The sequence below is a fragment of the Labrys wisconsinensis genome, from assembly GCF_030814995.1.
Classification (GTDB): domain Bacteria; phylum Pseudomonadota; class Alphaproteobacteria; order Rhizobiales; family Labraceae; genus Labrys; species Labrys wisconsinensis.
This window is the reverse complement of sequence record NZ_JAUSVX010000033.1, coordinates 40,672-55,318: the sequence shown is the minus strand read 5'-3', so window position 1 is coordinate 55,318 and position 14,647 is coordinate 40,672. Positions and strand designations below refer to the sequence as shown.

Sequence of the window (14,647 nt, the reverse complement as noted above, 5' to 3'; positions counted from 1 at the left end):
AAGCTGGCCAAGAGGCATGGCCTGGTCCTGCGCCAATCCTATGCCCGGGTCGGCAAGCTCGCCCTGATCAAGCACCAGCGCTATGCCCACGCCAAACAGTTCAAACGGGCCAATCGAGAATTGAAGCGCCTGCGCACCATGCTGGGGGCGGTGATCCGCGACATCACCCGCAAGCTGGCCGATCGACCGGCGTTGGCCGGCCCCTTCGATCTCGCCCTCTCGCTCGCACGCCGGGTCAAGGACCAGCGCCAGCGCGAGCGGGGCAAGAAGGTCTATTCCCTGCACGCCCCCGTGGTGGAGTGCATCGGCAAAGGCAAGGCGCACAAGCCGTACGAGTTCGGCGTCAAGGTCTCCGTCGCCACGCCACTCAACCGCTGCAAGGGCGGCCAGTTCGTCACCCACGTCAAAGCCCTGCCCGGCAACCCTTATGACGGCCACACCCTGGCCACCGTCATCCCCGCGATCGAGGCCATGGTCGGGGCCAACCTCGCGAAGGCCGTCACCGACGCCGGCTACCGCGGCCACAACGCTCCCAAGGACAAGGCCTTCAAGGTCTATGTCGCCGGAATGAAACGAGGTCTGACCAGGGCGATCAAGCGAGCCTTCCGACGCAGGGCCGCCGTCGAGCCCGTCATTGGCCACCTCAAGAGCGACCATCGCATGGGACGCAACTTCCTGGTGGGAGCCGCTGGCGATGCCAACAACGCCGTCCTCGCCGCAGTCGGCTATAACTTCAGCCTCATCCTCAACTGGCTGAGGTGGCTTTGGTGCGCTCTCGTCCTGGCTGCACTCGCAACGGTCGGATCGTCACCCCTCCGACCGCGCACGGCGTAATCACGCTTCTTCACGGACGACTTGAGAAAAGGCCGCCGCGAGGCGGCTTTTCCTGTTCCGGGCGTGGTCGACACCCGGTCAACACGGATGCGGCTGCCATGCTTGCGCTGAACTTCGATCGCCTCGGCCAGCGCGCTCCATATGGGGGCGTCGATTGCATGGACTCGCGCTATGACGTCCGGTTGAGCGTCTGAAGCAGCTCGACCAGATCGCGTGCGTTGCCGACGAGAGGCTTGAAGAAAGCGGCGTCGGTCTCCTCAACCACGACCACTGCCTTGCGCGCCAGCGCGCGACCGACGCTGGTCACCGCGACCAGCTTGGCGCGGGGGTCGTCGGGGTGCGGTCGGCGTGTCAGATAGTTCAGCTTCTCCAGCGAGCGCACGATCTGCGAAGTCGTCATCGGGTCGACGCCGGTGAGCTCGCCTATCCGCACCTGGCTCAGCGGCTCCTTGTCGCCGAACCACGTGGCGCAGGCCAGGATCACGAATTGCGAATGCGTCAGCCCGAGCGGCTGCAGCGCCGCTCGCTGCTGGCGCTGCCAGGAATTCGACACGCGCCATAGCAGGAAGCCCGGACTTTCCCCAGGGCCCGAGAAGCTCGTCGGCAGCGGCGGCTCTTTTTCGCTCATCACGCTGCAACCGATAGCGTCAGACCCATGGCGCCAGCAATGGTCGCGAAATCACGCGGCGACAGTTTCAGGTGCCCGCGCCGGAGCGCCATGCCCCAATTCGGCTGCGCACAGAGATCGAGCTGGTCCTTGAGCGTGGCGAGCGAGATTTCCCGCGCCATGGCGTAGCGGATACGGCGGCGGAACGGCATGAAGCCACCACCCATGTCGTGCTGGAACACTGCATCATCGACGACCTCGCCGAGCGCGGTGAAATTGCGCAACGCCTCGCCGCCCATTTCCGTTGTCGGCGAGTAGTAGATCAGCCAGTCACCGGCCTGCATCCGCCGCAGCGGCGCGGCCTTGCCGTGACAAACCTGCGCAAAGCCGCCGGACACGCCGCGCTGGACATGCGCGCGCGACACCACACCGAGCCATCCGGTCATGATCATGCTCCTTCGGCGGCGGCCGCCAACGCAGCCAGGACGTCGGGGAAATCGGCCGAGATCATCGGGCCGATTTCGGCAGCCTCAGATCCGCGCGCGTCGACGGAATAGGTGACGCGAGTGCACGACCCTGAGAGCGGCTCGATGCGGTGTGCGACGGCGATCACGAGGTCGCCGATCCGGGTCTCATCGACGAAGCACTCATTCTCGCGCACCTCGGTCAGCACCGAGCGGAACGCATCCTGCCCGGGCGGCTTCATCACGAAGCCGGTGCCGGCCGCGAACGGCCCCTCCAGCGCGATCGTTTCGATCCCTGCGTTCCAGCGCGGCCATCCCTGGACGTCACGGAATAGCGCCCAGACGGCTTCGGGGCTCGCGGCTGTTTCGATGCTGAATTGTGTCTGCCAGGCGGACTGTGGATTCATCGTTCCTCTCCATCATGATAAGTGTGATTATTATATGTACACTTATCATGATTGCAAGAGGCGATTTCGCGGTCTCCCCGGGAGGGGCTTCCCGCCTCAGATCACATGGAATCCGTGGGTGCCGTCGCGACGGAGCTGCTCGGCCAAGCCGCATTCCTCCCCGAGATCGGTCTGCGTGCCTCTCCCGCGTCGTCGGCGCCCTCATAGAGCCAGCAGGATCTCGGCTCCGGCATGACAAGGCCATGCGACTGGCAGCCGAAGGCGCGATCGGGATCCGCAGCTGTCACCCCTCCTGTCTGACGACTGCCTCTGCCCGGCATTGAGCTGGGATGTGCTCCCCTCGTGCTTGCAAGCGGCGATCGGCAGAGGCTGGAAATAGGTTTCCATGACGACATTGGCGATGAACGGCGGCGTGGGATCGCCGCCCATCGGTGCGCGTTCGATGGGCCGATTCCGGAGGCAGATCCGCCGTCATCGGATGGGTCGGTCCCGCCGGGTGCCCCCGTCGATTGTCGCAGGTGCCGTTGTCGCGCGCCGTCGAGACCCTCCTCGACGGTCGCGCTGCGACGGCCGGTCGATGCGCTCCATCAGGGCGCGCGCTACCAAGCGTAGCCTTCTGGCGAGGCCTTGTAGCCGGGGAAGATGGCGTCGAGCCGTTCCAGCGTCGCAGCGTCCAGACTTGCATCCAGCGCCCGCAGCGCGGAGCCGAGCTGCTCGAGCGTGCGCGGCCCGACGATCGGCGCCGTCACCGCCGGCTGGTGCAGCAGCCATGCCAGGGCAATCTCGCCAGGCTCATGCCCGAGCTCGGCGGCGAGCTCCTCGTAGCGCTCGATCTGCGGGCGGTGCTTGGCGAGCGCCGCCGCCGCGCGCCCCTCCAGGCGCCGCCGGCCTTCCTTCTCGGCGCGGACGACGCCGCCGAGCAGGCCCTGGTTGAGCGGCGACCAGGGCAGGATGCCGATGCCGTAGCTTTCGGCGGCCGGAATGACCTCGCGCTCGATGTCGCGGGTGAAGAGGTTGTAGAACGACTGCTCGCTGACGAGCCCGAGGAAGTTTCGCCGCCGGGCCGCCTCCTGGGCCTGGGCGATGTGCCAGCCGGCGAAATTGCTGCTGCCGGCATAGAGGATCTTGCCCTGCAGGCGCGCGACCTCCATCGCCTCCCAGATCTCGTCCCAGGGCGCGCTGCGGTCGATGTGATGGAACTGGTAGAGATCGATGTGGTCGGTCTTCAGGCGCCGCAGGCTGGCCTCCAGGCCGCGGCGGATGTTGAGGGCGGAAAGGCCGCCTTCGTTCGGCCAGTCTCCCATCGGAGCATAGACCTTGGTCGCCAGCACGGTGCGCTCGCGGCGGCCGCCGCCTTTGGCAAACCAGGTGCCGATGATCTCCTCGGTGCGCCCTTTGCCGGTGTGGCGGCCATAGTCGTTGGCGGTGTCGAAGAAGTTGATGCCGTGCTCATGGGCGGCGTCCATGATCGCGTGGGCGTCCGCTTCTTCCGTGACCGGGCCGAAATTCATCGTCCCCAGGCAAAGGCGGCTGACTTTCAGGCCACTGCGGCCGAGCTTCGTGTATTGCATGGTGTGCTGTCCGGATCGAGATGGCCCCGGGCCCAGCGGCACGGGGCGCTTGCGGGATAGGGGGGTCAGGCGGCGGCCGCGGCCGGCGCCGGCGTCGGCTGGACCGCGAGCAGCGTCCAGCCTGCGGCGGTCCGCGCATACACGGCGAGGTAGAAATTGTTCAGCACCTTGGTGAGCGAGATCGCCGGCACGTTCACGGTGGCGACCATGCGGCCGAGCACGGCGGCGGTGTCGCCGATGATGCGGATGTCCTCCTCCGGCTGCTCCATGGTGGAGAAATAGAACACGCGGTTGCGGATCTTCCCGAGATAGACGTCCTTGCTGTCGCGCACCCCATCGGAATGGGTGAAGACGAATTCGTCGGCGAACAGCGCGTCGAGCGCCTGGACATCGCCCTGCAGCATGGCGTCGTGGCGCTGGCGCTCCAGATCGTGGATGGCCGCGACGTCGGCGGGGTTCGGCATCTTTCTCTCCATGGTGCGGATTTCGCCCGCCATGCGCGTGGCATGGCAGGGAGGTGAAGGTTTATCGGATATAGAAACGTTTTTATATGGAGTTTCGCGACAGCGCAAGGTTGAAGAGCGACTCGAGCGGATTGCCCGGCCCGACGGGAATCAGACGGTCTCCGCCAGGGCCGGCCATGATCCCGCCCATTGCAGGGCGGGCTCCAGGCCGGCCGCGAGCCGGAACAGATCGGCCTCGGCCGCGAACCGCGCCACGATCTGCACCCCGACCGGCCGTCCGTCGGGATGGCGGCCGGCGGGAATGTTGAGGGCCGGCAGGCCCAGGGCATTGACCCAGCCGCAGAAGACCCCTTGGCCGGCGACGCTGCCGGGGCGGCCGCCGATGGTCCGGGGATGTGGCTCTCCGGCCGGCCAGGCGGGCGCCGGTGCCGTCGGGAGCAGGAATGCGTCGACATCGCCCCACGCCTCGGCAACCGAGGCGCGCAACGCCGACAGCGCGTCCAGGGCCTCGACATAGGCGGCGGCCGGAAGCGCCATGCCCCGGCGCGCCAGATCGGCGACGTTGTCGTTCATCTCCGCCTGCCAGCGGTCGGGAAAACGGGCCGCCATCCGCGCCGCGCCGGCCGCGGTCAGCGTGTCCCAGATCGGCTGCAGCTGCGAGGGCCGATAGGGGGGCTCGCGGGGAATGATGTCGTGGCCGAGGTCCGCCAGCCCTCGGCGCACGTCGTCCAGCGCCGCCAGCACCGCATCGTCCGGGCGGATGTCCTCCACCGCCGCGAACCAGCCGATCCGCAGGCGCGGCGCTGTCATCCGTTCGGCCGGAAGCCGGCATGACTGGGGATCGCGCGGGTCGGGGCCCGCCAGGGCGCCGTAGAGCAGCCCGAGATCGTCGACCGTGCGTGCGAGCAGGCCGATGACCTGGAAGTCCAGCGACATCGGCGGAAAGCCGTGGCGCCGCGGGATCCGGCCGTTGGAGGGGCGCAGGCCCAGCAGCCCGTTGTAGCTCGCCGGCATGCGCGTGGATCCGCCGGCATCCGTCCCGAGGGCCAGGGGCACGATGCCGGCCGCGACCGCGGCCACCGAGCCGCCGCTGGAGCCGCCGGCGGTGAGCGCCGTGTCCCAGGGGTTGCGGGTGCTGCCGCTGAGCCGGCTCTCGGTGCGCCCGGACAGGGCGAATTCCGGCGTCGTGGTCTTGCCGACGATGATCGCGCCGGCCGCGCGCAGGCGCTCGATGCAGATGTCGTCGACATCGGCAACATGGTCCCGGAGCAGGAGGCTGCCATAGCGCGCCGGCATGCCCTTGACGAAGATGTTGTCCTTCACGGCGACGGGGATGCCGTCGAGGGGGCCGCGCCGGCGGCCGGCTCGCGAGCGCTTCGTCGCCTCCTCGGCGTCGCGCCGCGCGCCGTCGCGATCGAGATGGGTGAAGGCGTTGAGCGCGGGCGCGAGCCGGTCGTGACGGTCGAGGAGGTCGTCGAGCACCGCCAGCGGGGTCATCGTCCCGGTGGCCAGCCGCTCGGACAGGCCGCGAGCGCCCAGCGTCCACAAGGGGCGGGTCACGCGGTGCCTCCGACCGCGGCGGGCGCCTCGTCGAAGATGGCCACGGCCCGCATCGGCCCCGCCGTGCCGCCGCGGATCTTCAGGGGAAAGCCGACGAAGCGGAAGCGTCCGCGGCCGATCAGCCTGTCCAGATTGGCCATGCACTCGATATGGGTGATGCCCCGCTCGGCACAGATCATGTGGGCGAGAAGGTTGAGCTCGCCCGCCGGGGCGGGGCTGACGGCCTCGACGCCGAACTGGTTGATGCCGAAATCCGCCAGCCAATGCACGGCCTCCGGCCCGAGGCCGGGAAAGTCGTGCTCGTAGCCCGGCTGGCCGAGCAGCCGCTGATTGACCGCCATCCACAAGAGCACGGTGTCTCCCGGCCTGATCTCCTGGCCGGAGCGGGAAAGGGCCTCCTGCATCTCCGGAACGGTCACGGCGTGCTTCAGCGGCACGTGCGACAGGTCGAGGCAGATGCCGGAGGTGTAGAAGTTCTCGAGCGGCAGCTCGTCAATGGATGCGGCGCCGGGGCGCGGGTCGAAATGGACCGGCGCATCGACATGGGTTCCCGCGTGATCGCTGAAGGCGATGCTCAGCGACCGGGAGCTGTGCGTCGTCCGCCCGATCGTGATCTTTTCGGAATGATCGGTCCAGACATTGATGTTGACGGGCGGCTGGCTCGGATGGATCTGCGCCCGGTGAAAGAGCTCGCGGCTGAGATCGACGAATTCCATATGCGATCCTTCGGCGTGGTCGTGCGGCGTGCCAGGGGGGCGGAGCGGACGGCGTCAGCGCGCCGGCAGCTCGATGCCGGCACGGCTCTCCCAGAGCTGCAGCGCCGTGGTGTAGTCCGCCTGCCAGCCCAGCGCCGCGCCGGCATCGGCGAGGCGCTCGAACACGGTGCGGCAGAGGGGCGAATCGATGCCGAGGTTCTCGCTCAGGCTCGAGGCGATGCCGACGTCCTTAGAGAACAGGGCGAGGGTGAAGTTGGCGGCGAAACGCCGCGGCAGGATCTCGGTCACCATCGTGGTCTCGGTGCTGACGTTGCGGCCCGACGAGGCGTTCAGCACGTCGACCATCACTTTGGGATCGAGGCCGAACTTGCCGCCGGCGACCAGGGCTTCGGCGGCGGCCACGAAGCCGGCGCCCAGCACGAAATTGTTGAGCGCCTTCATCGCGTGCCCGGTGCCGAGCCCGCCGGTGCGGAAGATGCGGGCGCTCATCGCCTTCAGCACGGGGACGGCCCGCTCGGCCGCCGCCTCGTCGTCGGCCCCCAGCATGATCGACAGGGTGGCGTCGAGCGCCTTGGCCATGCCGCCGGAAACCGGCGAATCGACCAGGAGAATGCCCTTGGCCGACAGATCCCTGCCGAGGCCCTGGGTGTCGAAGGGGTCGGAGGAGCTCGCCTCGATCACCACCGTGCCCGGCCGCAGCACGTCGGCGATGCCGCCGTCGAGCAGGGCCTGGCGGACGACCTTGCCGTTGGGAAGCATGGTCACGAGCGCGTCGACCTCCCGGAACGAAGCCGGCCCGTCCGCCGCCGCCGCATCGGCGAACTCGGCGGCGAAATCCCGGCTGCGCGCGGCATCGACGTCGCCGGCCACGACCCTGAAGCCGGCGCGTGCCAGGTTGGCCGCCATCGGGCGTCCCATATTGCCGAGACCGATAAATCCAACAGAACGGGTTTGGCTGCTCACCACCGGATACCTTCTCGATTGCGGGCCGGATCTCGTGAGCTGCCATTCGAGCCGGGTTGCCTGCCAGGGGGAAAGGCTGCAACATCTCCGGCCACCCCGCGGCGAAACCCGCTCGGCAGCGCGCCGGTGCGAATGGAATTTTCGACGATCCATGGCCCATGGGCCTATAGAAACGTTTTTATATAGGTTTTCTGCGGCGCGCAATGGGGTGCCGCAAAATTCGGCAGGGCAGCGCGGCACCTGCGGCCGGCCCGATGCGGCACTTGTCAAAAAAAGCGGCTGCGATGCTTGACAGGCGTGGGGCAAGCATACAAAAACGTTTTTATTGCTCGCTCGCCCAGCCCGTGGATCGGGCGAGCGGGTGGTCTGGTAAGGTCAGGATGTGGCCCGATGAAGAAGAAGCTTGCGACGCTGGAGGAGGCGCTGGAGCCCATCCGGTCCGGCTGCACGCTGGCGATCGGCGGATCGCTGCTGCGCCGCCAGCCTAATGCCGCCATGCGCGCGCTGATCCGGCGCGGCATCGGGGACCTGACCGTGCTCACCTGGGCGAACACCACGGCGATCGACCTGCTCAGCGCGGCGGGCGCGGTCCGCCGCTGGGAGGGCATCTATGCCGGGATGTTCAGCCTCGGGCTGGCGCCGAACTTCCGGCGCGGGGTCGAGAGCGGCAGGATCGAGGTGCGCGACTTCTCGGAGACCGCGATGGTGGCGCGGCTGCGGGCGGCCGGGCAGGGGTTGCCTTCCCTGCCGATCAAGACCCTGTTCGGCTCGGACATCGCTTTGAAGAACCCCGAGCAGATCCGCGAATATGCCTGCCCGATCAGCGGGGAGCGGCTGCTGGCGGTGGCCGCGGCCAAGGCCGACTTCACCATCATCCACGGCTATGTCGGCGACGAGTTCGGCAATGTGCAGTGGCCGATCGTGCGCGACAGCGACGATGTCGACCAGATGATGGCGGCGGCGGCCGAGCGCCTGATCGTCACCGTGGAGAAGATCATCCCGCACGATGCGGTCAAGCGGCGTCCGGCGCTCACCTATATTCCCGGCTTCCAGGTCGAGGCGATCGTCGAGGTGCCCTATGGGGCGCATCCCTCTGCGGTCGACGGCTTCTACGACGAGGACGAGGCGCATCTCGCCGACTATCTCGCATCCTCCGGCACGGAGGCCGGCGCCCGGGCCTATCTGCGGGACTTCGTCCACGGCGCGCCCACGCACGAGGACTACCTGGCGAAGGTCGGCGGCCTCGCGGCGCTGGCGGCGCTCGACGTCGCGCGCGAGGAGGGCGGCCGATGACCCATACCCTTAACGAGCTCGTCACCGCCGAGGTCGCCGCGACGATCGCGGACGGGGACCTGGTCTTCGTCGGCGTCGGCACCAACGGCCGCGCCTTCACGCTGGCGGTCGGCATCCCTCTCGCCGCCTTGCGGCTCGCCCAGCTCACCCACGCGCCGTCGGCCTCCGTCTACTGGGGCAACCTCTTGGAGCCCGACCTCTCCACCTTTCCCGCCAATCTGCGCCAGGACAGCCTGACGCGCTGGCCCGCCGCGGCCAGCCCGGTCGACGTCGGCTACAAATGCGACATGCTGATGCGCCGCGGCTTCGACGTGTCCTTCGATTCCGGCGCGCAGATCGACGCCTTCGGCAATCTCAACATCACCGCGATCGGCGACTACGAGACGCCGAGGGTGCGGCTCGTCGGCTGCCTCGCCCAGCCCGAGCACTTCGCCTTCGTGCGGCGCCCGATCGTGATGATGGATCTGTCCAGGCGCAGCTTCGTGGAGAAGGTCGACTTCGTCACCAGCGTCGGCCATGCCCGCGACGGGCGCACCCGCGAAGAGTGGGGCCTCGGCGCCGGCGGGCCGCAGCGCGTGGTCACCGACAAGGCCATCTTCGATTTCGAGACGCCGGACCGCCGCATGCGGCTGCGCTCGCTCCACCCGGGCGTCGAGGTCGCCGAGGTGCTCGACAGCATGTCCCTCACGCCCGTCATTCCCGACCATGTCCCGCGGACCGCCGCGCCCGACGCGCATCAGCTGGCCCTGATCCGCGAGACGATCGATCCCAATCGCATCCTGCTCAAGGTCTAGGAACGCCTCCGAGCCGAGATTTAGCAGTTGCGCTTGGCGGGGAAAGGCTATAAAAACGTTTCTATTGCCAGTTGATGGCAGGCTGTGCTCGAAAATCGAGTGCTGAGAGGGGCGCATCCGGCTCTTCGGGCCGTGGAGACGACGATCGTCGCGGCCGGCGGGGCGCGCCGGGGTTTGTGCTCGATCGCCGGCGGCGTTTCCTCGGGAACACGGCCCGAATGCTCCTCTCGTTGTTGCAGGAACACATTGTGACCACCACTGCGAATGCCGCGTCACCGGGCGCACTTGCCGGCCTCAAGGTTCTCGATCTCTCCCGCTTCATCGCAGGTCCGCATTGCGGCATGGTCCTGGGCGATCTCGGGGCCGAGGTCGTCAAGGTCGAGCGCGCCAGGCTGGGAGACGACGTGCGCGCGCTGGCGCCGGAGGTGAACGGGGAGAGCCTCTATTTCCTCGTCTTCAACCGCAACAAGCAGAGCCTGACGCTCGACTTCCGCAATCCCGAGGCGCAGGCCCTGCTGCGCCGGCTGGTGGCGGAGGCGGACGTGCTGATCGAGAACTTCCGCCCCGGCACCATGGAGCGCATGGGCCTCGGCTGGGACGAGGTTCACGCGCTCAACCCGCGCCTGATCATGGCGCGGATTTCCGGCTTCGGGCAGACGGGCAGCCGGTCCGCGGAACCCTGCTTCGATGCCATCGCCCAGGCGACGAGCGGGCTGATGTCCATCACCGGCGATCCCGCCGGCGCGCCGGCCATGACCGGCACCTTCATGGTCGACTATACCACGTCCCTCTATGCGACCATCGGCATCCTGTCCGCCCTCGAGCAGCGCCACAAGAGCGGGGAGGGGCAGCTCGTCGACGTCAGCCTGGTGGGCTCGGGCGTGTCGCTGATGATGACGGCGATCCCCGAGCAGCTGCTGCTCGGACGGACGATGAACCGCGTCGGCAATCGCGACCGCTATTCGGCGCCGGCCCAGACCTTCCGCGACCGCAACGGCGAGTGGGTCTATCTCATCGCCGGCAACGATGCGCATTTTCCGCGCCTCGCCCGCATCATGGGGCGCCTCGACCTCCTGGAGGACGAACGCTTCTCCACCCTGCAGGCGCGCATGGCCAACACCGCCGCGATCGAGGAGATCGTCGCGGAGTTCGTCGCCCGGCACGAGGCGGAGGAGATCGTCGCCCTCATGCGCGAGGCGGAGGTGACCTGCGCCAAGATCGCCACCGTCGCCGACATCGTCGCGGACCCCTACATGACCGAAGCCGGCCATATCGCGCATGTGCGCCACCCGAGCGTCGGCGACCTGCCGATGCAGGCCTCCCCGATCCGGATGAGCGAGACGCCGACGGCGATACGCCGGCCGCCGCCGCGGCTCGGCGAGCATAGCGGCGAGGTGCTCGACCGCTGGCTGGCGCTCGCACCCGGCGAGATCGAAACCCTGAAGGCGCGCGGCGTCGTGTAGCCCGACGCCTGCCGCCTCCGACCCAACCCGACGTCCATGAGGTCCCCCTTGTCCCCCAGCAAAACCGCGGCGGCTCCGGTCGAGACGGCGCCGCTCCCTGCCCGCGCCAACACGACCGGCGCGCATATCTTCGCCGGCGCGCTCAGGCGCCACGGCGTCAAGGTCATCTTCGGCCAGAGCATCCCGTCCGCCCTGTTCCTGGTCGCTCCCGAGTTCGGCATGCGGCAGATCGGATACCGTACCGAGAACGCCGGCGCGGCGATGGCCGACGCCTATGCCCGCATCAGCAACACGGTGCCGGTGGTGACGGCCCAGAACGGCCCGGCGGCGACGCTGCTGGTCCCCGGCCTCGCCGAGGCGTTCAAGGCCTCCGTGCCGATCGTCGCCATCGTGCAGGACGTGCATCGCCGGCAGACCGACAAGAACGCGTTCCAGGAGCTCGACCATCTCGAGCTCTTCCGCGGCTCGGCCAAGTGGATCCGGCGCGTCTCGGAGCTCGACCGCATCGACGACTATGTCGACATGGCTTTCGCCGCCGCCGCCTCGGGCCGGCCCGGCCCGGCCGTGCTGATCGCGCCGATCGACCTGTTCAGCGAAGTCCGCAGGGAGGCTGCGACCGAGCGCTTCGCCTCGCTCGGCACCTTTCCGCTCGACCGGTGCGCTCCCGACCCGGAAGCGGTCGAGGTGGCGGCCGACCTCATCGCGGGGGCGCGCGCGCCCCTGGTGATCGCCGGCGGCGGCGTGCACATCTCGGACGCCTCGGCCGCGCTGGCGGCCCTGCAGGAGGCGGGCTCGCTGCCGGTCGCCACCACCGCCATGGGCAAGGGCACCACCGACGAGCGCCATCCCCTGTCGGTCGGCGTGGTCGGCTACTTCATGGGCTCGCGCGGGCGGACCCGGCACCTGCGCAGCCTGGTGACGGAGGCCGACGTCGTGCTCCTGGTCGGCAACCGCACCAACCAGAACGGCACCGACAGCTGGTCGCTCTATCCCAGGGACGCGAAATACATCCACATCGACGTCGACAGCCAGGAGATCGGCCGGAATTACGAGGCGGCCGTCCGGATGGTCGGCGACGCGCGCCTTGCGCTCGAAGCTCTCACGGCGGCCCTCGGGTCGCGCGACCTCGGCAAGCGCATCGCCGCGCGGGCCGGCGTCGAAGCCAGGATCGGCCATGGCCATCTCGCCTACGAGGCCGACATGGCGCGGCTGGTCGACCTGGACCAGAGCCCGGTGCGGCCCGAGCGCATCATGCGCGACCTCGACAGCGTCCTGACCCCCGAGACCATCGTGGTCGCCGATGCCAGCTATTCCTCGATCTGGGTGGCGAACTTCCTCGTCTCCCGGAAGGCCGGGATGCGCTTCGTCACGCCGCGCGGCCTCGCCGGCCTCGGCTGGGGGCTTCCCTTCGCGCTCGGGGCCAAGGTGGCCCGCCCGGACGCCCCGGTCTTCGCCCTGGTCGGCGACGGCGGCTTCGCCCATGTCTGGTCGGAGCTGGAGACGGCGCGGCGCATGGGATTGCCGATCGTCGTCGCGGTGCTCAACAACCAGATCCTCGGCTACCAGAAGCACGCCGAGAAGGTGCTCTTCGACGGCTATTCCGACGTCTGCGATTTCACCGCGGTCGACCATGCCGAGATCGCCCGGGCCTGCGGCTGCGACGGCGTGCGGATCGAGCATCCGCACGAATTCCTGCCGGCGCTGCAGGCCGCCCTGCGCTCGGGCCGGCCGACCGTGCTGGACGTCATCACCGACGAGCGGGCCTATCCGCCGGTGACGGCCTTCGAGGACAACCAGCGGCTCGCCTACTGATGGCGGCCCGTCGCGGACCGAAGCTCGGAGGAGCATCATGAAGAAGCTGATCAATGCGCCGGAGGATTATGTCGACGAGATGCTCGACGGGCTGACGGCGGCCCATCCCACGCTGGTGCGCGCCGGCGACACCGGCCGGGTCATCCGTCGGGCGTCCGGCGCCCGCTCCGGCAAGGTCGGCATCGTCTCGGGCGGAGGCTCGGGCCACCTGCCGCTGTTCACCGGCTATGTCGGCGAGGGACTGCTCGATGCCTGCTCGATCGGCAACGTGTTCGAGGGGCCGACGGTCGGCAGCTGCCTGGAGGCGATCAGGCTGGCCGACGGCGGGCGGGGCGTGCTCCGCCTCTACGGCAATTATGGCGGCGACCGCATGAACTTCGACATGGCGGGAGAGCTCCTGGAGGACGACGGCATCGAGACCACCACGGTGCTCGGCAATGACGACATCGCCAGCGCCGATCGCGCGGACGCCGCCAGGCGCCGCGGCGTCGCCGGCATCGTCTATGCCTACAAGGCCGCCGGGGCCAGGGCCGAGCAGGGCGCGGATCTCGCCGAGGTGACCCGGGTCGCCGCGAAGGCGGTCGCCGCGACGCGCACCATCGGCGTCGCCCTGGCGCCCTGCCAGGTGCCGACCGCGAAGAAGCCGACCTTCTCGCTCGCCGAGGACGAGATCGAGATGGGCATCGGCATCCATGGCGAGCCGGGGATCTGGCGCGCGCCGATGCGGCCCGCCGACGCGATCGCGGACGAGATGGTCGAGCGGCTGCTGGCCGACCGCCCTGCCGAAGCCGGCAGCGCGGTGTCGGTGCTGGTGAACAGCCTGGGCGCGACGCCGCTCGAGGAGCTGTTCATCCTCTATCGCCGGATCGCCCGGCGGCTCGGCGAACGCAGCATCGCCATCGTCCGGCCGCTCGTCGGCGGCTTCGTCACCTCCATGGAGATGGCGGGCGTGTCCGTCTCGCTCTGCCACCTCGACGCCGAGCTCGATGCGTTGCTGGCGGCGCCGGCGGACTGCCCGTTCTGGAGGGTGCATTGACCGGGTTCTCCGCCGGCGATGTCGCGGATGCCGTCCGCCGCGCGCATCTGGCCCTGGCCACGGGCGGGCTGGAGCACGTGTTGAACGAGGCCGATTCCAGGCTCGGCGACGGCGACACCGGCAGCATGCTGGCGCGGGTGTTCGATCGCCTTGCCGCCGTCGACCTCGGCGCCTCGGCCGATCTCGGCGCCGCCTTCCGCGCCCTCGCCCAGGCCGCCACCGCCGCCACCGGGTCGAGCCTGGGAACGCTGATGGGGACCGCCCTGCTGGCGATCGCCAAGGCCACGAAGGGGCAGGCATCGGCGGATTGGTCGCAGCTCCACGGCCTGCTCGGCACGGCGCTCGACGCCATGGCCGCCCGCGGCGGCGCGAGCCTGGGCGACAAGACGGTGCTGGACGCGATCAGCGACGTTGCGAAGGCCATCGCCGGGCTCGATGATCCCGCCGCCATTGCCGAAGCGTCGGTCCGCGCCGGGCACACTACGCTCGAACGATTTCGCGGGCTTCCCTGCCGCATCGGGCGGGCGCGAATGTTCGCCGAAGAAAGCAAGCGCTCTGACGACCCGGGGATGTTGGCTTTTGTGAGCTTGATCGAGACAGTGTCGCGGAAGACCTCGCATCCGGAAGGGCTTGGGCGATAGTTTACAAATCATAGATTGGTTT

At 68.9% G+C, this 14,647-nt stretch carries 15 protein-coding genes; 7 read left to right on the top strand and 8 right to left on the bottom strand.

Going from position 1 to position 14,647, the window contains the following annotated elements:
* Positions 1-834: transposase family protein (locus QO011_RS41670; protein WP_503129071.1), on the top strand; the 834-nt coding region annotated here is incomplete at its 5' end.
* A 169-nt stretch (positions 835-1,003) separates the two neighbouring features.
* On the opposite strand, the gene QO011_RS41665 is transcribed toward QO011_RS41670, so the two are convergent.
* From QO011_RS41665 to QO011_RS41630, 8 genes are all read right to left on the bottom strand, one after another.
* Positions 1,004-1,462, bottom strand: coding sequence for a MarR family winged helix-turn-helix transcriptional regulator (locus tag QO011_RS41665; RefSeq protein WP_307286437.1), 459 nt, complete (start codon positions 1,460-1,462; stop codon positions 1,004-1,006).
* Entirely contained in the window at positions 1,462-1,887 is a 426-nt protein-coding gene (locus tag QO011_RS41660) for an EVE domain-containing protein (RefSeq protein ID WP_307286433.1), read from the bottom strand. Before QO011_RS41660 ends, QO011_RS41665 begins: the two co-directional genes overlap by 1 nt.
* A gap of 2 nt (positions 1,888-1,889) precedes the next feature.
* Positions 1,890-2,312 (bottom strand): SRPBCC family protein, encoded by a 423-nt coding sequence (locus QO011_RS41655; protein ID WP_307286430.1) that lies wholly within the window; start codon positions 2,310-2,312, stop codon positions 1,890-1,892.
* A 599-nt stretch (positions 2,313-2,911) separates the two neighbouring features.
* On the bottom strand, positions 2,912-3,883 hold the full coding sequence (locus QO011_RS41650) for an aldo/keto reductase (RefSeq protein ID WP_307286427.1): 972 nt from the start codon (positions 3,881-3,883) through the stop codon (positions 2,912-2,914).
* Between the two features lie 65 nt (positions 3,884-3,948).
* Positions 3,949-4,347: a nuclear transport factor 2 family protein gene (locus QO011_RS41645; protein ID WP_307286425.1), complete on the bottom strand. Its 399-nt coding sequence runs from the start codon at positions 4,345-4,347 to the stop codon at positions 3,949-3,951.
* Between the two features lie 150 nt (positions 4,348-4,497).
* Positions 4,498-5,907, bottom strand: coding sequence for an amidase (locus QO011_RS41640; RefSeq protein ID WP_307286422.1), 1,410 nt, complete (start codon positions 5,905-5,907; stop codon positions 4,498-4,500).
* Entirely contained in the window at positions 5,904-6,623 is a 720-nt protein-coding gene (locus QO011_RS41635; RefSeq protein WP_307286420.1) for a cyclase family protein, read from the bottom strand. Before QO011_RS41635 ends, QO011_RS41640 begins: the two co-directional genes overlap by 4 nt.
* 54 nt (positions 6,624-6,677) lie before the next feature.
* Positions 6,678-7,739, bottom strand: coding sequence for an NAD(P)-dependent oxidoreductase (locus QO011_RS41630; RefSeq protein WP_307286439.1), 1,062 nt, complete (start codon positions 7,737-7,739; stop codon positions 6,678-6,680).
* A 237-nt stretch (positions 7,740-7,976) separates the two neighbouring features.
* Here QO011_RS41630 and QO011_RS41625 point away from each other — a divergent pair, with 237 nt between their 5' ends.
* From QO011_RS41625 to QO011_RS41600, 6 genes are all read left to right on the top strand, one after another.
* Positions 7,977-8,879 carry a CoA transferase subunit A gene (locus QO011_RS41625; RefSeq protein WP_307286416.1) on the top strand — a complete coding sequence of 301 codons (903 nt, stop codon included), beginning with the start codon at positions 7,977-7,979 and terminating at the stop codon, positions 8,877-8,879.
* Positions 8,876-9,673 carry a CoA-transferase subunit beta gene (locus tag QO011_RS41620; RefSeq protein ID WP_307286412.1) on the top strand — a complete coding sequence of 266 codons (798 nt, stop codon included), beginning with the start codon at positions 8,876-8,878 and terminating at the stop codon, positions 9,671-9,673. The genes QO011_RS41625 and QO011_RS41620 overlap by 4 nt, the downstream gene beginning before the upstream one ends.
* A 248-nt stretch (positions 9,674-9,921) precedes the next feature.
* Positions 9,922-11,136 carry a CaiB/BaiF CoA transferase family protein gene (locus QO011_RS41615; RefSeq protein ID WP_307286409.1) on the top strand — a complete coding sequence of 405 codons (1,215 nt, stop codon included), beginning with the start codon at positions 9,922-9,924 and terminating at the stop codon, positions 11,134-11,136.
* Between the two features lie 48 nt (positions 11,137-11,184).
* Positions 11,185-12,948, top strand: a complete 1,764-nt coding sequence (locus QO011_RS41610; protein WP_307286407.1) for an acetolactate synthase catalytic subunit — start codon at positions 11,185-11,187, stop codon at positions 12,946-12,948.
* A gap of 37 nt (positions 12,949-12,985) precedes the next feature.
* A complete protein-coding gene (locus tag QO011_RS41605; protein WP_307286404.1) occupies positions 12,986-13,984 on the top strand; it encodes a dihydroxyacetone kinase subunit DhaK in 999 nt (332 codons plus the stop codon).
* Entirely contained in the window at positions 13,981-14,625 is a 645-nt protein-coding gene (locus QO011_RS41600; protein WP_307286401.1) for a dihydroxyacetone kinase subunit L, read from the top strand. Before QO011_RS41605 ends, QO011_RS41600 begins: the two co-directional genes overlap by 4 nt.
* The last annotated feature ends 22 nt before the right edge of the window (positions 14,626-14,647 follow it).